Origin of the sequence: Halotia branconii CENA392, from assembly GCF_029953635.1 — a bacterium.
GTDB classification, from domain to species: Bacteria; Cyanobacteriota; Cyanobacteriia; order Cyanobacteriales; family Nostocaceae; genus Halotia; species Halotia branconii.
Genome location: NZ_CP124543.1, coordinates 4,688,365 through 4,703,291 on the forward strand (window position 1 = coordinate 4,688,365; position 14,927 = coordinate 4,703,291).

Here is a 14,927-nt window from a genome sequence, read left to right on the forward strand (position 1 = left end):
GCAATTTACTCCAACATCCGAGTTCTGAGCTTTAACGTTGCACCTTTTAAGTGCAACTTTTGAGTTATTTTCTACAACGTTGCTGCTTGAGGCTTGGATTTCCGAGATTTACGGGCGAATCTTTGCCCCATTTCTTCAACTACTGCATCTAATCCTGCGGTTTGTCCACTGGCTTTTGCATAGTTATATACTTGTAACGCGGCTGCATAAGCTTCGCTACCCACCGCCAAAGAAGTATCATCGACTAATTCTTGTAATTGGGTCAAAGCCAGCAATAATGGATATAGCGCTTCAAATAATTGTACATCCTTTCGCATTTCTTCCAAGTTAAAAGAACGTGGCAAAAACTCTGGGTTCTGTGTTGCCACCTCTAATGCTTTGCTGACAAAGGCGCGGCTCTTATCTCCCATCTTGGGTAAAGCTTTACGCTCTTCGTTACTCAAATCAATTAAAAACGGTAGCTTTTCTTTAATGGTGGTGATGGCTTGCAACAACTCATCTTTATCTGTTGCAGTTAGCGTTGCACTCACAGGGCTTCTAGACATAGGAATTATCCTTGTGTATATATCTTTAATTTAGGGTTCCCAAATATACAAATAAAATGACAATACCGCCTAGTTAGAGTGTTCCAAAAAATAAATGATCCGAAACCCGTCATTGCGTTCGCTTTTAGCGTTCCCGCGGGGGTACAAAGCGTAGACGCGTTAGAGAGTAGCAATCCCAGTCATTGCGATTGCTTCGCTTTGCTCGCAATGACAATTGGGCATTTTTTTGCTTGTAGTACTCTTAATATCAATGCAAAAAAAAGCGATCGCGGTGTTTATTTGAAGTCATGGATAAGATAAAGAAGTAAATTAGCTCCCTCACTCACCACTAATGACTTCAACTCTGCTGCCGTTTTCTCGTCTCAATTCCCCAACAGTGCATAAATTGCCTAATGGTTTAACAATCATTGCCGAGCAAATGCCAGTTGAGGCTATAAATCTCAACTTATGGATTAAAGTTGGTTCCGCTGTAGAATCTGATGCCATTAACGGTATGGCTCATTTTTTAGAACACATGATTTTTAAGGGAACCGAGCAACTAGCTAGCGGCGAGTTTGAACGGCGAATTGAAGAGCGAGGTGCAGTCACGAATGCCGCAACTAGTCAAGATTATACTCACTACTATATAACTACTGCTCCTAAAGACTTTGCTGAACTTGCCCCGCTGCAAATAGATGTTGTATTTAATGCTAATATTCCTGACGATGCCTTTGAACGCGAACGCTTGGTAGTTTTAGAAGAAATCAGGCGTTCTGATGATAATCCCCACCGCCGCACATTTCGACGAGCGATGGAAACAGCATTTGAAAAGCTACCTTATCGCCGTCCAGTATTAGGGCCAGAAGCAGTGATTGCTCAACTCCAACCTCAACAAATGCGAGATTTTCATGCTAGCTGGTATCAACCCCAATCAATTACGGCTGTGGCTGTAGGCAATTTACCTGTGGAAGAATTAATTGCTACAGTTGCTGAGGGATTTCAAAACTCTCAAACATCAAATGTAGAGATGCATCATAGCGCGTCTGGACAAGAAACTGCGTTTACAGAAATTGTTCGGCGGGAATTTATCGATGAAAGTCTCCAGCAAGCACGGCTAGTCATGGTTTGGCGAGTTCCAGGTTTAAACCAGCTAGAACAAACTTATGGGTTGGATGTTTTAGCAGCAATTTTAGGACACGGACGGACATCAAGACTAGTGCGAGATTTACGAGAAGAACGAGGATTGGTGTCTGCAATTTCTGTAAGCAATATGAGTAATCAGTTACAAGGAGCGTTTTATATATCGGCTAAATGTGCAGTCGAAAATTTACCAGCTGTCGAAGATGCGATCGCCCAACACATCCGTATTTTACAAACAGAATTAGTATCAGAAAAAGAAATTGCCCGTGTAAGGCGGCGAGTAGCGAATAGATTTATATTTGGTAACGAAACACCAAGCGATCGCGCTGGTTTATATGGTTACTATCACTCTTTAATCGGAGATTTAGAACCAGCGTTTAACTATCCAAATCATATTCAAAGCCAAGAAGCACCGGATTTACTCTTGGCTGCTAATCAGTATCTTTGTCCTGATGCTTATGGTGTAGTTGTCCTTAAACCGTACTAAGTTAGTTCAAAAATGCTATGAATAACGAGTTTTATCAGAGAGGATTAGAAAAAGCGAAACAAAAAGACTACGCTGGAGCTATTGAAGAATTTAGCCATGCTTTGCAACTGATACCTTACTCTGCACAAGCTTACATACAAAGAGGTTTGGCATATTACGATTCAGGAGCAATTCATCAAGCTGTTTCCGATTACACTCAAGCTCTTAACTATTATCCTGATAGTGTAGAGGCTAGTTATTGTCGGGCATTGGCTAGGGTAGCCCTGAAAAATTTGCCAGGGGCGCTTGAAGATGTTGATCGCGCAATTCGGCTGAATCCCTATCATGCCGCAGCTTATAATTTGCGGGGAATAGTGCGGCGCAAACAAGGAGATATTCAAGATGCGATCGCCAGTTTTAAAAAAGCCGCAGAATTATATTTAGCACAACAAGATAAAGAAAATTGTCGCCTGTGTTTGTCAAAAATTAAACAGTTACAACCGCCAGAAAAACCAGAAGTTCCACAACAAACTTTCACGAGTGCGCCCATCGTTTCTACAAACGCATATTTCACGCAATTATTAGAAAAAGCAGAAAAGGGAGACACCCGCGAAGCAATTGCAGATTTAAACTGGGTATTGCAAGCCGATCCGCAAGATGCCCAAGCTTATTGCTGTCGTGGTGTGGTACGTTGCAAAATGGGGAATTATCAAGAAGCGATCGCCGATTTTAACCAAGCATTATTACTAAACTTTAAAGATGCCGTTGTTTATCGCAATCGCGGTAAAGCCCGTTGCCTTTTGGGAGATAATCAAGGAGCGATCGCCGATTTTAACCAAGCACTCCAGATTCAGCCCGAAGATGCTTTAGTCTATGTTGCCAGAGGTAATGCTTACCGGGCAGCAGGCGATTATCTCGGTGCAATTGCTGACTACACCCAAGCGCTACAAATCAATGCCGACGATGCCCAAGCTTACTACAATCGCGGCATCGCCTATACTTTTTTAGAAGAAATGCAAAATGCGATCGCAGATTATCAACGAGCAGCTAGTATTTATTGTGAGAAAGAAGACTGGGAAAACTATCACCAAGTTTTAAACAGTCTCCAAAAAATTCAGAAACATAGTCCTGAATCAAAACAACAAAAGTATAACCTGCTACATCAGCGACTTTTACGGTTAGTGGGGGGATATTGGGAAATTGCCCAGCGATTAATTGAACAGCAGCAAGATTATCATCCTGGAATGTCGCAAGAGTGGTATTTGCAAAAAGTGATTGATGATCTAGAGCGCGATCGCGGGAGATAATATTCTAAAGTATGATCTGTTTCCCAACTTAGCAGCTTATTCAATGGAGTTATGTAATGTCTAATATCCGAGAAGAAATGCCTGTGCTTGCCCGTCACGAAGGAGATTGGGCAGGTACATACACATTAGTTGATATAGCAGGAAAAATTCTCGATCAATATGAGTCTCACTTAACTTGCCAATTTCCCGAAAATAGTCCCTATCCCTATTATCAAATCAATCGTTACAAGTGGTCTGATGGGAAAAAAGAGGAATATGAATTTCCAGGAATGTATAGTGATAAAAAGCTTTTATTTGATACTGAGCGCATTCAAGGTAAAGCTTGGGAAGCAGATGATTCTGTGGTAATTTTATGGTTTTCATATAAAACAAGCCCAGAAATGAATTTATATGAAATGATTTATATCAGTCCAGATAATAACTATCGCGCTCGTACTTGGCACTGGTTTAAAAATCATCAAATCTTTCAGCGCACCCTAATTCAAGAAGAACGACTACGATAGTAATTTAAAAGTTGAGAAATTAGTTTTTCTTAGTGTCTTAGTGTCTTTTTGTTACTACAAAGACACTAAGACACGAAAATTAAACATATTGGCAACAGTAAAAGCATGGCAAAAGCAGACAAAATAAATTTCTCTACTCCTAGTGGTTTTCCAGAATTTCTTCCTAGCGAAAAACGTTTAGAATTATCTTTACTAGATACTATTCGTAGGGTTTTTGAAAGTTACGGATTTACACCCATCGAAACTCCGGCAGTCGAGAGATTAGAAGTATTACAAGCTAAAGGCAATCAAGGCGACAATATTATTTATGGTATTGACCCAATCTTACCACCAAATCGTCAAGCCGAAAAAGAGAAAGCGGGTGAAACTGGTTCAGAAGCCAGAGCTTTAAAGTTTGACCAAACAGTTCCATTAGCAGCTTATATTGCCCGTCACCTCAATGAATTAACTTTTCCCTTTGCTCGTTATCAAATGGATGTTGTGTTTCGTGGCGAACGGGCAAAAGATGGACGTTTTCGCCAGTTTCGTCAGTGTGATATTGATGTAGTCGCACGTCGTGAACTCAGCTTATTATATGATGCTCAAATGCCAGCAATTATCACTGAAATATTTGAAGCAGTAAATATTGGTGATTTTCTCATCTGCATCAATAATCGTAAAATTCTCACAGGTTTCTTTCAGTCATTAGGAATTGCAGAAACCAAAATTAAAACCTGTGTTGGGATTATTGATAATTTGGAGAAAATCGGTGAATTTAAAGTTAAACAAGAGTTAGAAAAAGAAGGTATTTCCAGAGAACAGACACAAAAAATTATTGATTTTATTAAAATTGATGGCAATATTGACGAAGTATTAGATAAGCTCAAGCACCTTGCTCAAAATCTGCCAGATGCAGAGCAATTCAGCTTGGGAGTTTCCGAATTAGAAACAGTAATTATAGGTGTACGTAATTTGGGAGTTTCCGAAAATCGCTTTTGTATTGATTTAGCGATCGCTCGTGGTCTTGATTATTATACAGGTACAGTTTACGAAACCACTTTATTAGGACATGAAGCTTTAGGTAGTATTTGTTCTGGTGGCAGATATGAAGAATTAGTCGGCACATTTTTAGGTGAAAAAATGCCCGGTGTCGGCATTTCTATCGGTTTAACTCGCTTAATTAGTCGCTTACTAAAAGCTGGTATTCTCAACACATTATCTGCCACACCTGCACAAGTGATGGTAGTAAATATGCAAGAAGATTTGATGCCCATTTATCTACAAGTTTCTCAACAACTGCGAAAAGCTGGGATTAATGTTGTAACCAGCTTTGATAAAAAAGGATTGGGTAAACAATTCCAGTTAGCTGATAAACAAGGGATTCAATTTTGTGTAATTATTGGTTCGGAAGAAGCAGCAGCGCAAAAGTCCTCGCTGAAAGATTTGAAATCAGGCGAACAAGTAGAAGTAGAATTGGCTAATTTGACCGAAGAAGTAAAACGTAGGCTGCAATAATGAAGCTAATTTGTAGTATGAGTAATGATGTTTATACCTAAGGATTGTTATGCGGCGACTCTACACTACGCCAAAATCAGAAGACTTTCCGTTTCGCTACGTTCAAACTGAATTATCGTATCCAGATTATCTCTCATAATTTGAGTAATCTTCGATGTTGGGCAATTTCCAACTCGAAGATAAATAAACTTGGGAGGATGCCCATAGAGTAAACTGCGCTGATGAAAATCAGAATCTTTGGAAACAATCACAAAACCATTCGCCTTTGCATATTCCCAGATCATTGCATCGTCTGTATTGATCATTCCTAGCGTCTTGACGTGTTCAGAGTCCGGATACAAATCGACAATCTTGTGAATTATCCGGTCGGATAAATTTTCATCCAAAAGCAGTTTCACAATGATGCTACGAATAACTTTCTCTCACGATCGGCAGCAAAAGCAAGACACGCTTTGATATCCTCCGGAGTAAGTTCAGAAAAATCTTCTAAAATCTCCGCTTCGGTCATCCCACCTGCCAAATATTCTAAGATGTCATATACAGTGATTCTCATTCCCCGAATACACGGCTTGCCACTACGCTTTCCAGGCTCAATTGTGATGATGTTTTGGTAGTCCATAAAAGTGGCATGAGAGAAAATTCTGTTTACATTATATCGGGAACTTTTGCTGCTACAGAACAATGATACAAAGTTAACACCCTAGTTTGGCAGAACTAGAGTATCCTGCTAATTATTGGGAGAACCTACCTGTAGCCATTATTGTTGAAACCCGTCGTGGTTTCGAGAATGTTAGGGAAATTACCGCGTTACTGTGTGATGCTGCGCGATCGCTTATCACTGCAATGAGGAGTTAAAAATCTTGAATACTCGTGAAGTTATAATTCCCCAAGGGATGGAAATTTTATACGAAAAGTATCACTATTGCCCTGGCATTAAAGTAGGCAATACATTATATATCTCAGGACAAGTGGGACGCGATGAAAATTTACAGGTGGTAGAGGGAGTAGAAGCCCAATTCGTCCAGGCTTTCGAGAATGTAAAAAAAGTGCTGACAGCAGCAGGAGCCACTTTTGATCATGTGGTAGAGATGATTACTTACCATGTGACAGATGCTTCACAACAACAATTTACTATTCCACATCTGCCGCTATTTATCAAAGTAAAAGATCAGTATTTTACTAATAATTTCCCGACTTGGACAGGTGTTGGTATAACTGCTTTATCTACACCAGGGCTAATTGTAGAGATTAAGTGTACAGCAATCTTAGAAAATTAATTGTTCAGAAATTCGATTACTGCCTGCGCTACTTCTTCTGGTATTTGATTCATCATACAAATTGTTCCTTGATCAAATTCAACGACTTTGCCATGAGGAATTGCTTGCGAAAGAAAATAGCGATCGCCAGCTTTGGCTAAACTCAGTTTTTCAAATTCCTTGACATCATCTATTCCCCAAATAATCAGAGTTGGACACTTAATAGCACGAAATCTTTCTGGTGCATCTAAACAGTAATTGCCAACAGCCCAAACTGCATACAAAGGATGACCAAAACATTTTAAATCGTCTAAAACCCAACGGTGATTTAATTCGGCAGAGCCTACATATCGAGAACGGGCTAACCATCTTTCCATCAGATGCCCACCATCTTCTTTAATGTTAAAACCTTCCTCAAATCTCCTAAATAACTCTGCTTGTCCTCCTTCACCAAAACCAGCTACGTTACCTAAGATTAGTTTATCAATGCGATCGCCATAACTAGCGGCAATTTCCCCAGAGACAAAAGCCCCCGTATGGTTGCCCATAATGCTGGTTTTTTCTATCCCTAATTCATCTAAAAGTGCGATCGCTGTTTTTGCGTAGTCGGCAACTGTGTACATTCTCGGTGGTTTATCCGAATCGCCAAACCCCATTAAATCCATTGCGATGACTCGTCTGTGTTCAGCCAGGATAGGCATGAGTTCCCGATATTCATCACTACTGCGGGGGTTCATGTGCAGCAATAACAAAGGTTCGCCTTCGCCGCCGATGCGATAAAGAATTTGTCCGTCTTCTGTGTCTAAAAAAGCTCGTTTAATTTTTTGTTTCATGTTTTTGTACTGAATACCCGTAACTTTTTTGGCAGCGATATTCACGGCGGCATCAAAGTCTTAGAGCGTGTTTGAAAAGTTTTTTGCTGTGACTTTAGGCACTTTAAGATCCCCCCTAACCCCCCTTAAAAAGGGTGGAACCGGAATCAAAGTCTCCCTTTTTAAGGAAGATTTAGAGGGATCTAAAACTTTTGATACCGATAGGAGGACTTTTCAAACATCCTCTTACTTGCCTGTGATTGCATTACCACTTATATACCATTCGTGACAAGTTAAGAGAAAATTCTTTTTGTCAATTTCAATTTAAGAGAAAATTCTAATAGTCGTAATCAAAGTAAATTTAAATGCACGTTATTAGCCGCAGGATTTTGCGGGAGTTTTGTAAAGCACACGCAGATGCCTGTGATGCACTCTATGATTGGTATAGGGTGACAACCAAAGCCGAATGGAAAAATCTGGTTGAAGTCCAGGCTATTTATCCAAAAGCAGAAGCTGTCGGTAACTTCACTGTATTTAATATTAAAGGAAATAAATACCGTTTAATTGTGAGCCACTGCGTTGCGGTGAGTCCAGCACTGCGGGAGGGTTTCCCTCCGCAGGTGACTGGCGAACCCGGAGGGGGGTTCCCCCCGTTGTAGCAAGTGGCGAACCCGCAAGGGTTGATATTATTTACGAAGCTCAAAGAATCTATATTAAATATGTCCTAACTCACGCCGAATATGATAAAGACAAATGGAAAAATGACCCGTACTTTTAATCCTGAATCTTACGGTAAATTGCTAGCCGAGTATCGACCAAAAATAATTACTACAGAAGAAGAAAACGAACAAGCGATCGCACTTGCCCAAAATTTAGAGCATCGCCCCAATCGTACACCAGAAGAAGAGAGGCTGTTAGAACTGTTAGTGACATTAATTGAGAAGTTTGAAGACACTCATTACCCAATTCCTCAAGGTACGCCCCATTCAATGTTGATACATCTAATGGACGCACGCGATATTACGACCGAAGCATTAGCTGAGGTAATTGGTTCATTGGAAGTTGCTTTGCAAATTGTCAATGGCGATCGCACCATTAGTAAAACTCAAGCAGAAGTGCTTGCGGACTATTTTCATGTAGATGCCAGTTTATTTACCTAGCTGATTTACAAAAGGTTTATTAATTAAGCTCCAAGACTCATTAAACAAGCTCCGAAGCTCATTAATGAAGTTGCAAGGCTTATTAAACAAGCTCCGAGGCTTATTAATTAAGTTCCAAGGCTCATTAAACAAGCTCCGAGGTTCATTAAACAAGCTCCGAGCCTCATTAAACAAGCTCCAAGCCTCATTAATCACGCTCTAAGACTCATTAAACAAGCTCCAAAGCTCATTAATGAAGTTCCCAACCTCATTAATGAAGATCAATTACTCAAGAACCAGATGCAGCTTTAGTCGGTCTACCTTTGATAGCTTTAAAACGTTCCCCTAATTGTTCAGCGACAGTTTTTAAACCCGGAGTCTTCTTCGCCGCCGTCTTCACATAGTCATAAACAGTTAAACTACTAGTCATAGCTTCACTACCAACCGCCAACAGAGTATCATCCACCTGTTCAGCAAGCTGGTACATAGAAATCAAAACTTCATTCAATGCAGTAGCTAACTGATAATCTCCCACCAGTTCCTCAACATCAAAGCTAGCTGGTAAAATCTCTGGGTTAGACTTAGCCGCCGAAACACTATTGTTGACAAAAGCCAGACTTTTATCACCCATTTTTAACATCTTGCGCCGTTCGTCAGGGCTGAGGGTTACTAAAAATGGTAACTTATCTTGAATTGTCTGGAGTGCTGTCTTAATTTCTTTGATATCTGTTGGCGAAAGGGAGGCTGTAATATTTTGATAGGGCATAGTAAAACTACCAAGGTAATTTTATAGTTTAAGTAGCAATATTTGCTGAGTATAGAATGCCCATCGATGAGAATAAATGAACAACTTTAGCTTACTGAACATGAGTTTGACAGACCTCACCCTCCCAACCCTCTCAAGGGTAGGTATTTTGGATTTGACAATTTTTTGGCGATTTCAGTCGATGCTTAAATCCTGAAACGACCAAACCACGTTAAACAATTGAGAATTTTCTCAACTATTTTCGAGATTATGAAAAACCTACCCTTGAAAGCCCTCCCAACCTCCCTCTCCTAAAAGGCGAGGGAGGAGCAAGAAAAATTGGGGTTTTACTCCCCTCTCCTCGCAGGAGAGGGGTAGGGGGTGAGGTCAAAACGACTCATCAAACTCACATCACGATTAGTCCCGCATTTCTCACCAGCACAGTAGCAACTGTCTTAAAAGTCAAGCGGAGCGCACCACTCAACAAAGTCTTAAAGCCAGAAAGCTTACAAATCATCATTCTTTCTTTTGCCTTTTTACTTTTGCCTTCTTAACCAATCCCCAACTGTTGCTTTAACTTTGCTGGTACATTAACCGCCATATCCAGTCCTCGCACACCCTCCCATTTTGTATTTTCATCCCAACGTATATCTCCCCATCTTTGATCGCTGAGGTCTGCGTAACTGAGGTCTGCATAACTGAGGTCTGTGCCACTGAGGTCTGTGCCACTGAGGTCTGCGTAACTGAGGTCTGCATAACTGAGGTCTGTGCCACTGAGGTTTGCGTCACTGAGGTTTGCGCTTATGAGGTTTGCGCCACTGAGGTTTGCGCCACTGAGGTTTGCGCCACTGAGGTTTGCGCCACTGAGGTTTGCGCCACTGAGGTCTGCGTCACTGAGGTCTGCGTCATTGAGGTTTGCGCTTATGAGGTTTGCGCCACTGAGGTTTGCGCGACTGAGGTCTGCGCCATTGAGGTCTGCGCCACTGAGGTCTGCGTCACTGAGGTCTGTGCTTATGAGGTTTGCGCCTCCGAGGTCTGCGCCATTGAGGTTTGCGCGAATGAGGTGTGCGCCACTGAGGTCTGCGCCATTGAGGTTTGCGCCACTGAGGTCTGCGTCTCTGAGGTCTGCGCCAATGAGGTTTGCGCCACTAAGGAATGCGCCACTGAGGTTTGCGCCACTGAGGAATTGCCCAACTACATTAATAAAATTCCATAACTTTAAGCCATCACTGTAATTGATGATGCGGAGTAGTCGCACTGTCAGAGTATCTGCTTGTGGTTGACCAGATGGATAAAAGATGATTTGTGTTTTCAGGTCATCTTTTGCTTGTGCATAGCGATGTAACTCCAAAAGCAGAATCATCACATTCAACCCTGCATAAACATCTACCTGACGCTGACCTAATCCTGTAATTTTCTCATTTTGCAATTGTCGTAACTTCTTCTGGGGTAAAGTCTCCGCAGCTGAATCAATAAATTTACCTTCACACCATTTGCTATAAAACTTGTCTAACCGTTTAAATAACTCCACCCAGGGGAAATTTTGATTTTCAATTAACAACCCCATCAAATAATCAACAATTTCTGGTGTTAACCCACCGTAACCAAGTAAATCATAGATTTCCCAATTCATTGAGGATTCAAGAACAATCGGCTGTCTCCCTTCCTCTGCGTCGTAATATTGTGTCCAAGTTTTGAGTCGTGCTTTTAGACGTTCAGCAAACAGAAACTCACTAAAACTTTTATGGAAAAACTCAGCACCTCCCGCTTGTTTTTCCGTAGGACGAATATAAAATGCAGCCAAAGCAGTTTTGAGAGCATCATCACCAAGTTTTTGTTTGGCTTTATCAAGAAAAGCCTTAGCTGTTTCATCTGCTTGCAAACGTGCTTCTAACATTGACATTGCCGCAAATGCACCACCAGACTGCACTACACAAACAGCCGCTTCTATGAGAATGCGTTTTAAATCTTCTGGTTTTTGTTGGGTTAACTCAAGATTTATATTAGTGCCATCACGTTCAGCACGCTGCTTAGTAAGCACCCAAATTAAGGCCTCTTGATAAACAATAATTTTAGCAGTGCGGTCATCGCTAGCTTGTTCTAATTTATCAATATCTAATTTTCCATCTCGATACATTGCCGCTAACAAGTAAAGTAATAGCGGTTCTTGAGCTAGTTGCTTAACTTCATCAGGACATTTATTGCTGTGTAAAAATTGTTGAAATGCAGCAGATTCACCTTGATTAACCTGTACCGCTTCCCATTTCTCAAACCATTGGGCTTGGAGTTGTTCATTCATTGCGACAATCTCCACGCGTTCTAAATTTGGTGGTAAATACGGGATACCTTGTAAAGCCATTGCTCTACCAGTGATAATCACACGATGCCCCATTTCCCGATAATCTTTACATTCCTTCTGAAATCCTGCTACTTGTTTAATAAATGCTTCTAAATTGAGATTATTTCTGGCTTCAATATGTAATTCATCAAACCCATCCAGGATAAATAAAAACCGTGTATTAGGATTAGTCAGCCAGTTTTTATGGTCTTGAATAAAGCCAAGTTTTAATTCTGCCTCTAGAGTGTTTTCTAAGCGAACTGCAAAATTATCAATATCCCGCAAGCGAATTAATATAGGTATCCAGACGGGATAAAAATGTTGCCGGACTAAATTCGCAAACATCCGACAAAATACACTTTTACCTCTTCCTGGTCCCCCTTGGATAAACATCACCTTATCTAAGTTATCTAGATTCAGCAGATTTGTTCTCGCCCAGACTTCTAAAGAAAAAGAATCAGCTTTTTCATCTACATTGCCATTTTTTTCTACTGGTTTAGCCTTGAGAGGTACATAAATATCTTGAAAACTAAAGCTTTCATCAAAAACTGTATCTAATGGTTTTTTAGCAATATGATTTTTTAAATAATCGTCTATATCGTGAAACCTTTTCTGTTCTCGCTGCCAATCCTCAAAAGAAGGCTGCATGATATTTCTAACAACATCCCCAGCTTCTACCCAGGCTTTAAGAATGTAGCGGTGAGTATTATTAGCAATACGTTGTACTAAAAGCTGAGATGAACTTGATGGAACTGCTGTTAATCTAGCGAGTAATACTTGATTAAATGCCTCTGCTAATGGTGATTGATGGAAACAATTAATTACTTGACTGGCACTCTCATAATCTAATTCCACATCCTTGAGTTTTTTTAATTGTTTCTCAACTGCTTGAGCATCTAACTTAGCATCCCAATCAATATCCGGGTATTGCCGTAAAATTTCTTTAGCACTTTCTAAATAAGCAGCCTGACTAACTATTAAAACACAGTCTTCTAAAGTTAGATTTTGCTTAGTTACATCACGAGTCAACTTGAGTAAAGCGATACCCATTGGCACAAACGGCAAACCTGCACCAATTACCTGCGCCATCGGCGAACACAACACATCTAAAAAAGAAGATGAATTTTGTAGCACAGGCTTTAACACCGCTAAACTAGCACCCTGTTCTTGCAGAGTTTTTGCAGCTTCTAAAATTGCCTGACTACCTTCAATAGCCGTATTTACACTCTCCTCTACAGAGAATGATTGCCGAATATTCTGCCAAATTTGCGATAGGCGTTTACGCATTCGCCGCTACTCGTGTAATTACTGCTGATTTAGAGTCTAGTATAAAAAGGCAAAAGGTGAGTCAGCGTGGTGTTGGGGAGCTAGTGGTTTGTCAAGGGACTTCCAAGGAATAAAATGACCAATTATAATAATGATAATCATTCTAAGGGGGGAAGGAGAAGCAGCCGCAGGCTGCTTCTCCTTCCCCCCTATTCGTAGTAAATTCAATTTGGAGGGAATTTTGTGGGTGGACAGGAGTGTTGCTCGAATTAACTGATTCAGTCAAAAAAGTATTCAAGGAAACAGCAAACCAACTCAAAGGTGCAGCAAGGCGGCGTTTTCAAGCACAAATTGTCATGGAATTAGGTTACGGAGGACAATTACTGGCTCAAAAAGAATTGGGCTGGGATAGAAATACTATTCGTAAAGGAATTAAAGAACTAACCAGTGGGATTAGTTGTATAGATAATTATTCAGCTAGGGGTAGATGGAAAGTAGAAGAGCATTTACCAAACCTGTTAGAAGATATCAAAAAATTAGTTGATTTCCAAAGCCAAACAGATCCAAGTTTTAAAAGCCAAAGGCTGTATACACGCCTAACTGCTAGTCAGGTCAGAAAGCTATTAATTGATAAATTTGGTTATACGGATGAACAGTTACCTACTGAAGAAACAATGAGAGTTAAATTGAATGATTTAGGTTATAGACTCAAGCGAGTAGCAAAAGTTTTACCTCAAAAAAAATTCCAGAAACAGACGCAATCTTTGAACAATTAGCAATAGTTAATCAATCCGCCCTGGATGATCCAAGTATCTTACGTCTCAGTCTGGATGCCAAAGCCCGTGTAGATATTGGCTACTTTGACAGAGGAGGTAAAAACCGAGTTGTCACAGAAACAGAAGACCATAATTTTCATCCAAAAACTACCGTAACTCCTTACGGCATCTTCCTTCCAGAATTAGACGAACTATTTTTATACTTTACAGAGTCTAATGTAACGAGTGATTTTATTGTAGACGTTCTAGAAGATTTTTGGAAGAGTGAGAGTTGGCGATTTTCCTCAATAAAAACCCTGATTATTAACCAGGATAATGGGACAGATAATAATTCTAGACGTACCCAGTTTATGAAACGTATCGTTGAGTTTGTTCATGAATATCAACTGAATATACGTTTAGCCTACTATCCACCCTATCACAGCAAATATAATCCCATCGAGCGAGTATGGGGGATATTAGAAAATTCTTGGAATGGCAGTATTTTAGATGAAGTTGCAACCGCTTTAAAATTTGCTCAAAACATGACGTGGAAAGGTAAGAATCCTGTGGTTAAGTTAGTGACTCAAACTTATGAAACTGGGGTTACTCTTACTAAGGAGGCTATGTCTGCTGTTGAAAAACAAATAGAAAGACTCACTAACTCGGAACATGAAAAATTTCCCGATTTAGGCAAATGGTTTGTTGATATTTGTTGTGGCAGCACTTAATTTTCACTCTTCAGTTTTTAAATCTAAAAACATGAATATTAATTATGATATTGCACTGAAATTATTTACAGAGTGCAGATGCAGACTTTTCCTTCTGTGTTTGAGGGGGTAAGAGGTGGTTGCCGACGGCAACCACCTCTTACCCTTTCAGAATGATTATCATTATCTCTTAAAGATTAACTTATGATTTTTGCTGATTAATTTATTTCTTGGAAGTCCCAAATCTCAATCACCGCTATGACATCAAGACTGCGGTGAATATCAGTTTTTGGTGGGATGCTCCCACCGACACAAAAGCACGTTAAACATTAGAGCAAGTAATGATTCAAAAGTGGTGCAGTCCATTTAATAAAGAGAGATGGGAAATTTGGATAAACCCATTTAATTGATACTTTAAGGAGAAAATTCTCTTGGCGATCGCCAATTATCTCAACTACAAGAAAATCCTAGA

The 14,927-nt window shown here is 40.2% G+C and carries 14 protein-coding genes and 2 pseudogenes; 10 read left to right on the top strand and 6 right to left on the bottom strand.

Translation table 11 applies throughout. The features are described 5' to 3' along the window. Positions 1-71 precede the first annotated feature (71 nt). Positions 72-545, bottom strand: a complete 474-nt coding sequence (locus QI031_RS20575) for a hypothetical protein (protein ID WP_281481513.1) — start codon at positions 543-545, stop codon at positions 72-74. Positions 546-876: 331 nt separating this feature from the next. Between QI031_RS20575 and QI031_RS20580 the strand changes: the two genes are divergently transcribed. The 4 genes from QI031_RS20580 to hisS all read left to right on the top strand — a co-directional run bounded on the left by QI031_RS20580 (position 877) and on the right by hisS (position 5,434). After that, positions 877-2,151, top strand: coding sequence for a M16 family metallopeptidase (locus QI031_RS20580; RefSeq protein ID WP_281481514.1), 1,275 nt, complete (start codon positions 877-879; stop codon positions 2,149-2,151). A 17-nt stretch (positions 2,152-2,168) separates the two neighbouring features. Next, a complete protein-coding gene (locus QI031_RS20585; RefSeq protein WP_281481515.1) occupies positions 2,169-3,437 on the top strand; it encodes a tetratricopeptide repeat protein in 1,269 nt (422 codons plus the stop codon). A 56-nt stretch (positions 3,438-3,493) separates the two neighbouring features. Continuing rightward, positions 3,494-3,940, top strand: a complete 447-nt coding sequence (locus QI031_RS20590) for a DUF3598 family protein (RefSeq protein ID WP_281481516.1) — start codon at positions 3,494-3,496, stop codon at positions 3,938-3,940. Positions 3,941-4,045: 105 nt separating this feature from the next. Next, positions 4,046-5,434: a histidine--tRNA ligase gene (hisS, locus tag QI031_RS20595; RefSeq protein WP_281481517.1), complete on the top strand. Its 1,389-nt coding sequence runs from the start codon at positions 4,046-4,048 to the stop codon at positions 5,432-5,434. Positions 5,435-5,499: 65 nt separating this feature from the next. On the opposite strand, the gene QI031_RS20600 is transcribed toward hisS, so the two are convergent. Continuing rightward, positions 5,500-5,832: a DUF5615 family PIN-like protein gene (locus QI031_RS20600; RefSeq protein WP_281481518.1), complete on the bottom strand. Its 333-nt coding sequence runs from the start codon at positions 5,830-5,832 to the stop codon at positions 5,500-5,502. Next, positions 5,829-6,053: a DUF433 domain-containing protein gene (locus tag QI031_RS20605; RefSeq protein WP_281481519.1), complete on the bottom strand. Its 225-nt coding sequence runs from the start codon at positions 6,051-6,053 to the stop codon at positions 5,829-5,831. Before QI031_RS20605 ends, QI031_RS20600 begins: the two co-directional genes overlap by 4 nt. Positions 6,054-6,139: 86 nt before the next feature. On the opposite strand from QI031_RS20605, the gene QI031_RS20610 reads away from it, so the two are divergent. Together QI031_RS20610 and QI031_RS20615 are read left to right on the top strand one after the other, a co-directional pair. Beyond that, on the top strand, positions 6,140-6,289 hold the full coding sequence (locus QI031_RS20610) for a hypothetical protein (protein WP_281481520.1): 150 nt from the start codon (positions 6,140-6,142) through the stop codon (positions 6,287-6,289). A 5-nt stretch (positions 6,290-6,294) separates the two neighbouring features. Then, entirely contained in the window at positions 6,295-6,711 is a 417-nt protein-coding gene (locus QI031_RS20615) for a RidA family protein (RefSeq protein WP_281481521.1), read from the top strand. Here QI031_RS20615 and QI031_RS20620 read toward each other — a convergent pair. After that, positions 6,708-7,523, bottom strand: a complete 816-nt coding sequence (locus QI031_RS20620; RefSeq protein ID WP_281481522.1) for an alpha/beta fold hydrolase — start codon at positions 7,521-7,523, stop codon at positions 6,708-6,710. The genes QI031_RS20615 and QI031_RS20620 overlap by 4 nt on opposite strands. A 344-nt stretch (positions 7,524-7,867) precedes the next feature. Between QI031_RS20620 and QI031_RS20625 the strand changes: the two genes are divergently transcribed. The 3 genes and pseudogenes from QI031_RS20625 to QI031_RS20635 all read left to right on the top strand — a co-directional run bounded on the left by QI031_RS20625 (position 7,868) and on the right by QI031_RS20635 (position 8,662). Next, positions 7,868-8,161, top strand: a complete 294-nt coding sequence (locus tag QI031_RS20625; protein ID WP_281481523.1) for a type II toxin-antitoxin system HigB family toxin — start codon at positions 7,868-7,870, stop codon at positions 8,159-8,161. Positions 8,162-8,187: 26 nt separating this feature from the next. Continuing rightward, positions 8,188-8,280, top strand: a pseudogene (locus tag QI031_RS20630) (type II toxin-antitoxin system HigB family toxin); the annotation flags it as partial. Further along, a complete protein-coding gene (locus QI031_RS20635) occupies positions 8,264-8,662 on the top strand; it encodes a helix-turn-helix domain-containing protein (RefSeq protein ID WP_281481524.1) in 399 nt (132 codons plus the stop codon). The pseudogene QI031_RS20630 and the gene QI031_RS20635, both read left to right, overlap by 17 nt. Positions 8,663-8,930: 268 nt before the next feature. Here the strand turns inward: QI031_RS20635 and QI031_RS20640 are convergent, their stop codons facing one another. Further along, positions 8,931-9,407 carry a hypothetical protein gene (locus tag QI031_RS20640; protein ID WP_281481525.1) on the bottom strand — a complete coding sequence of 159 codons (477 nt, stop codon included), beginning with the start codon at positions 9,405-9,407 and terminating at the stop codon, positions 8,931-8,933. Between the two features lie 529 nt (positions 9,408-9,936). After that, on the bottom strand, positions 9,937-13,011 hold the full coding sequence (locus QI031_RS20645) for a pentapeptide repeat-containing protein (protein ID WP_281481526.1): 3,075 nt from the start codon (positions 13,009-13,011) through the stop codon (positions 9,937-9,939). Positions 13,012-13,346: 335 nt separating this feature from the next. Here QI031_RS20645 and QI031_RS20650 point away from each other — a divergent pair. Next, positions 13,347-14,476: pseudogene (locus tag QI031_RS20650) on the top strand (ISAzo13 family transposase). The last annotated feature ends 451 nt before the right edge of the window (positions 14,477-14,927 follow it).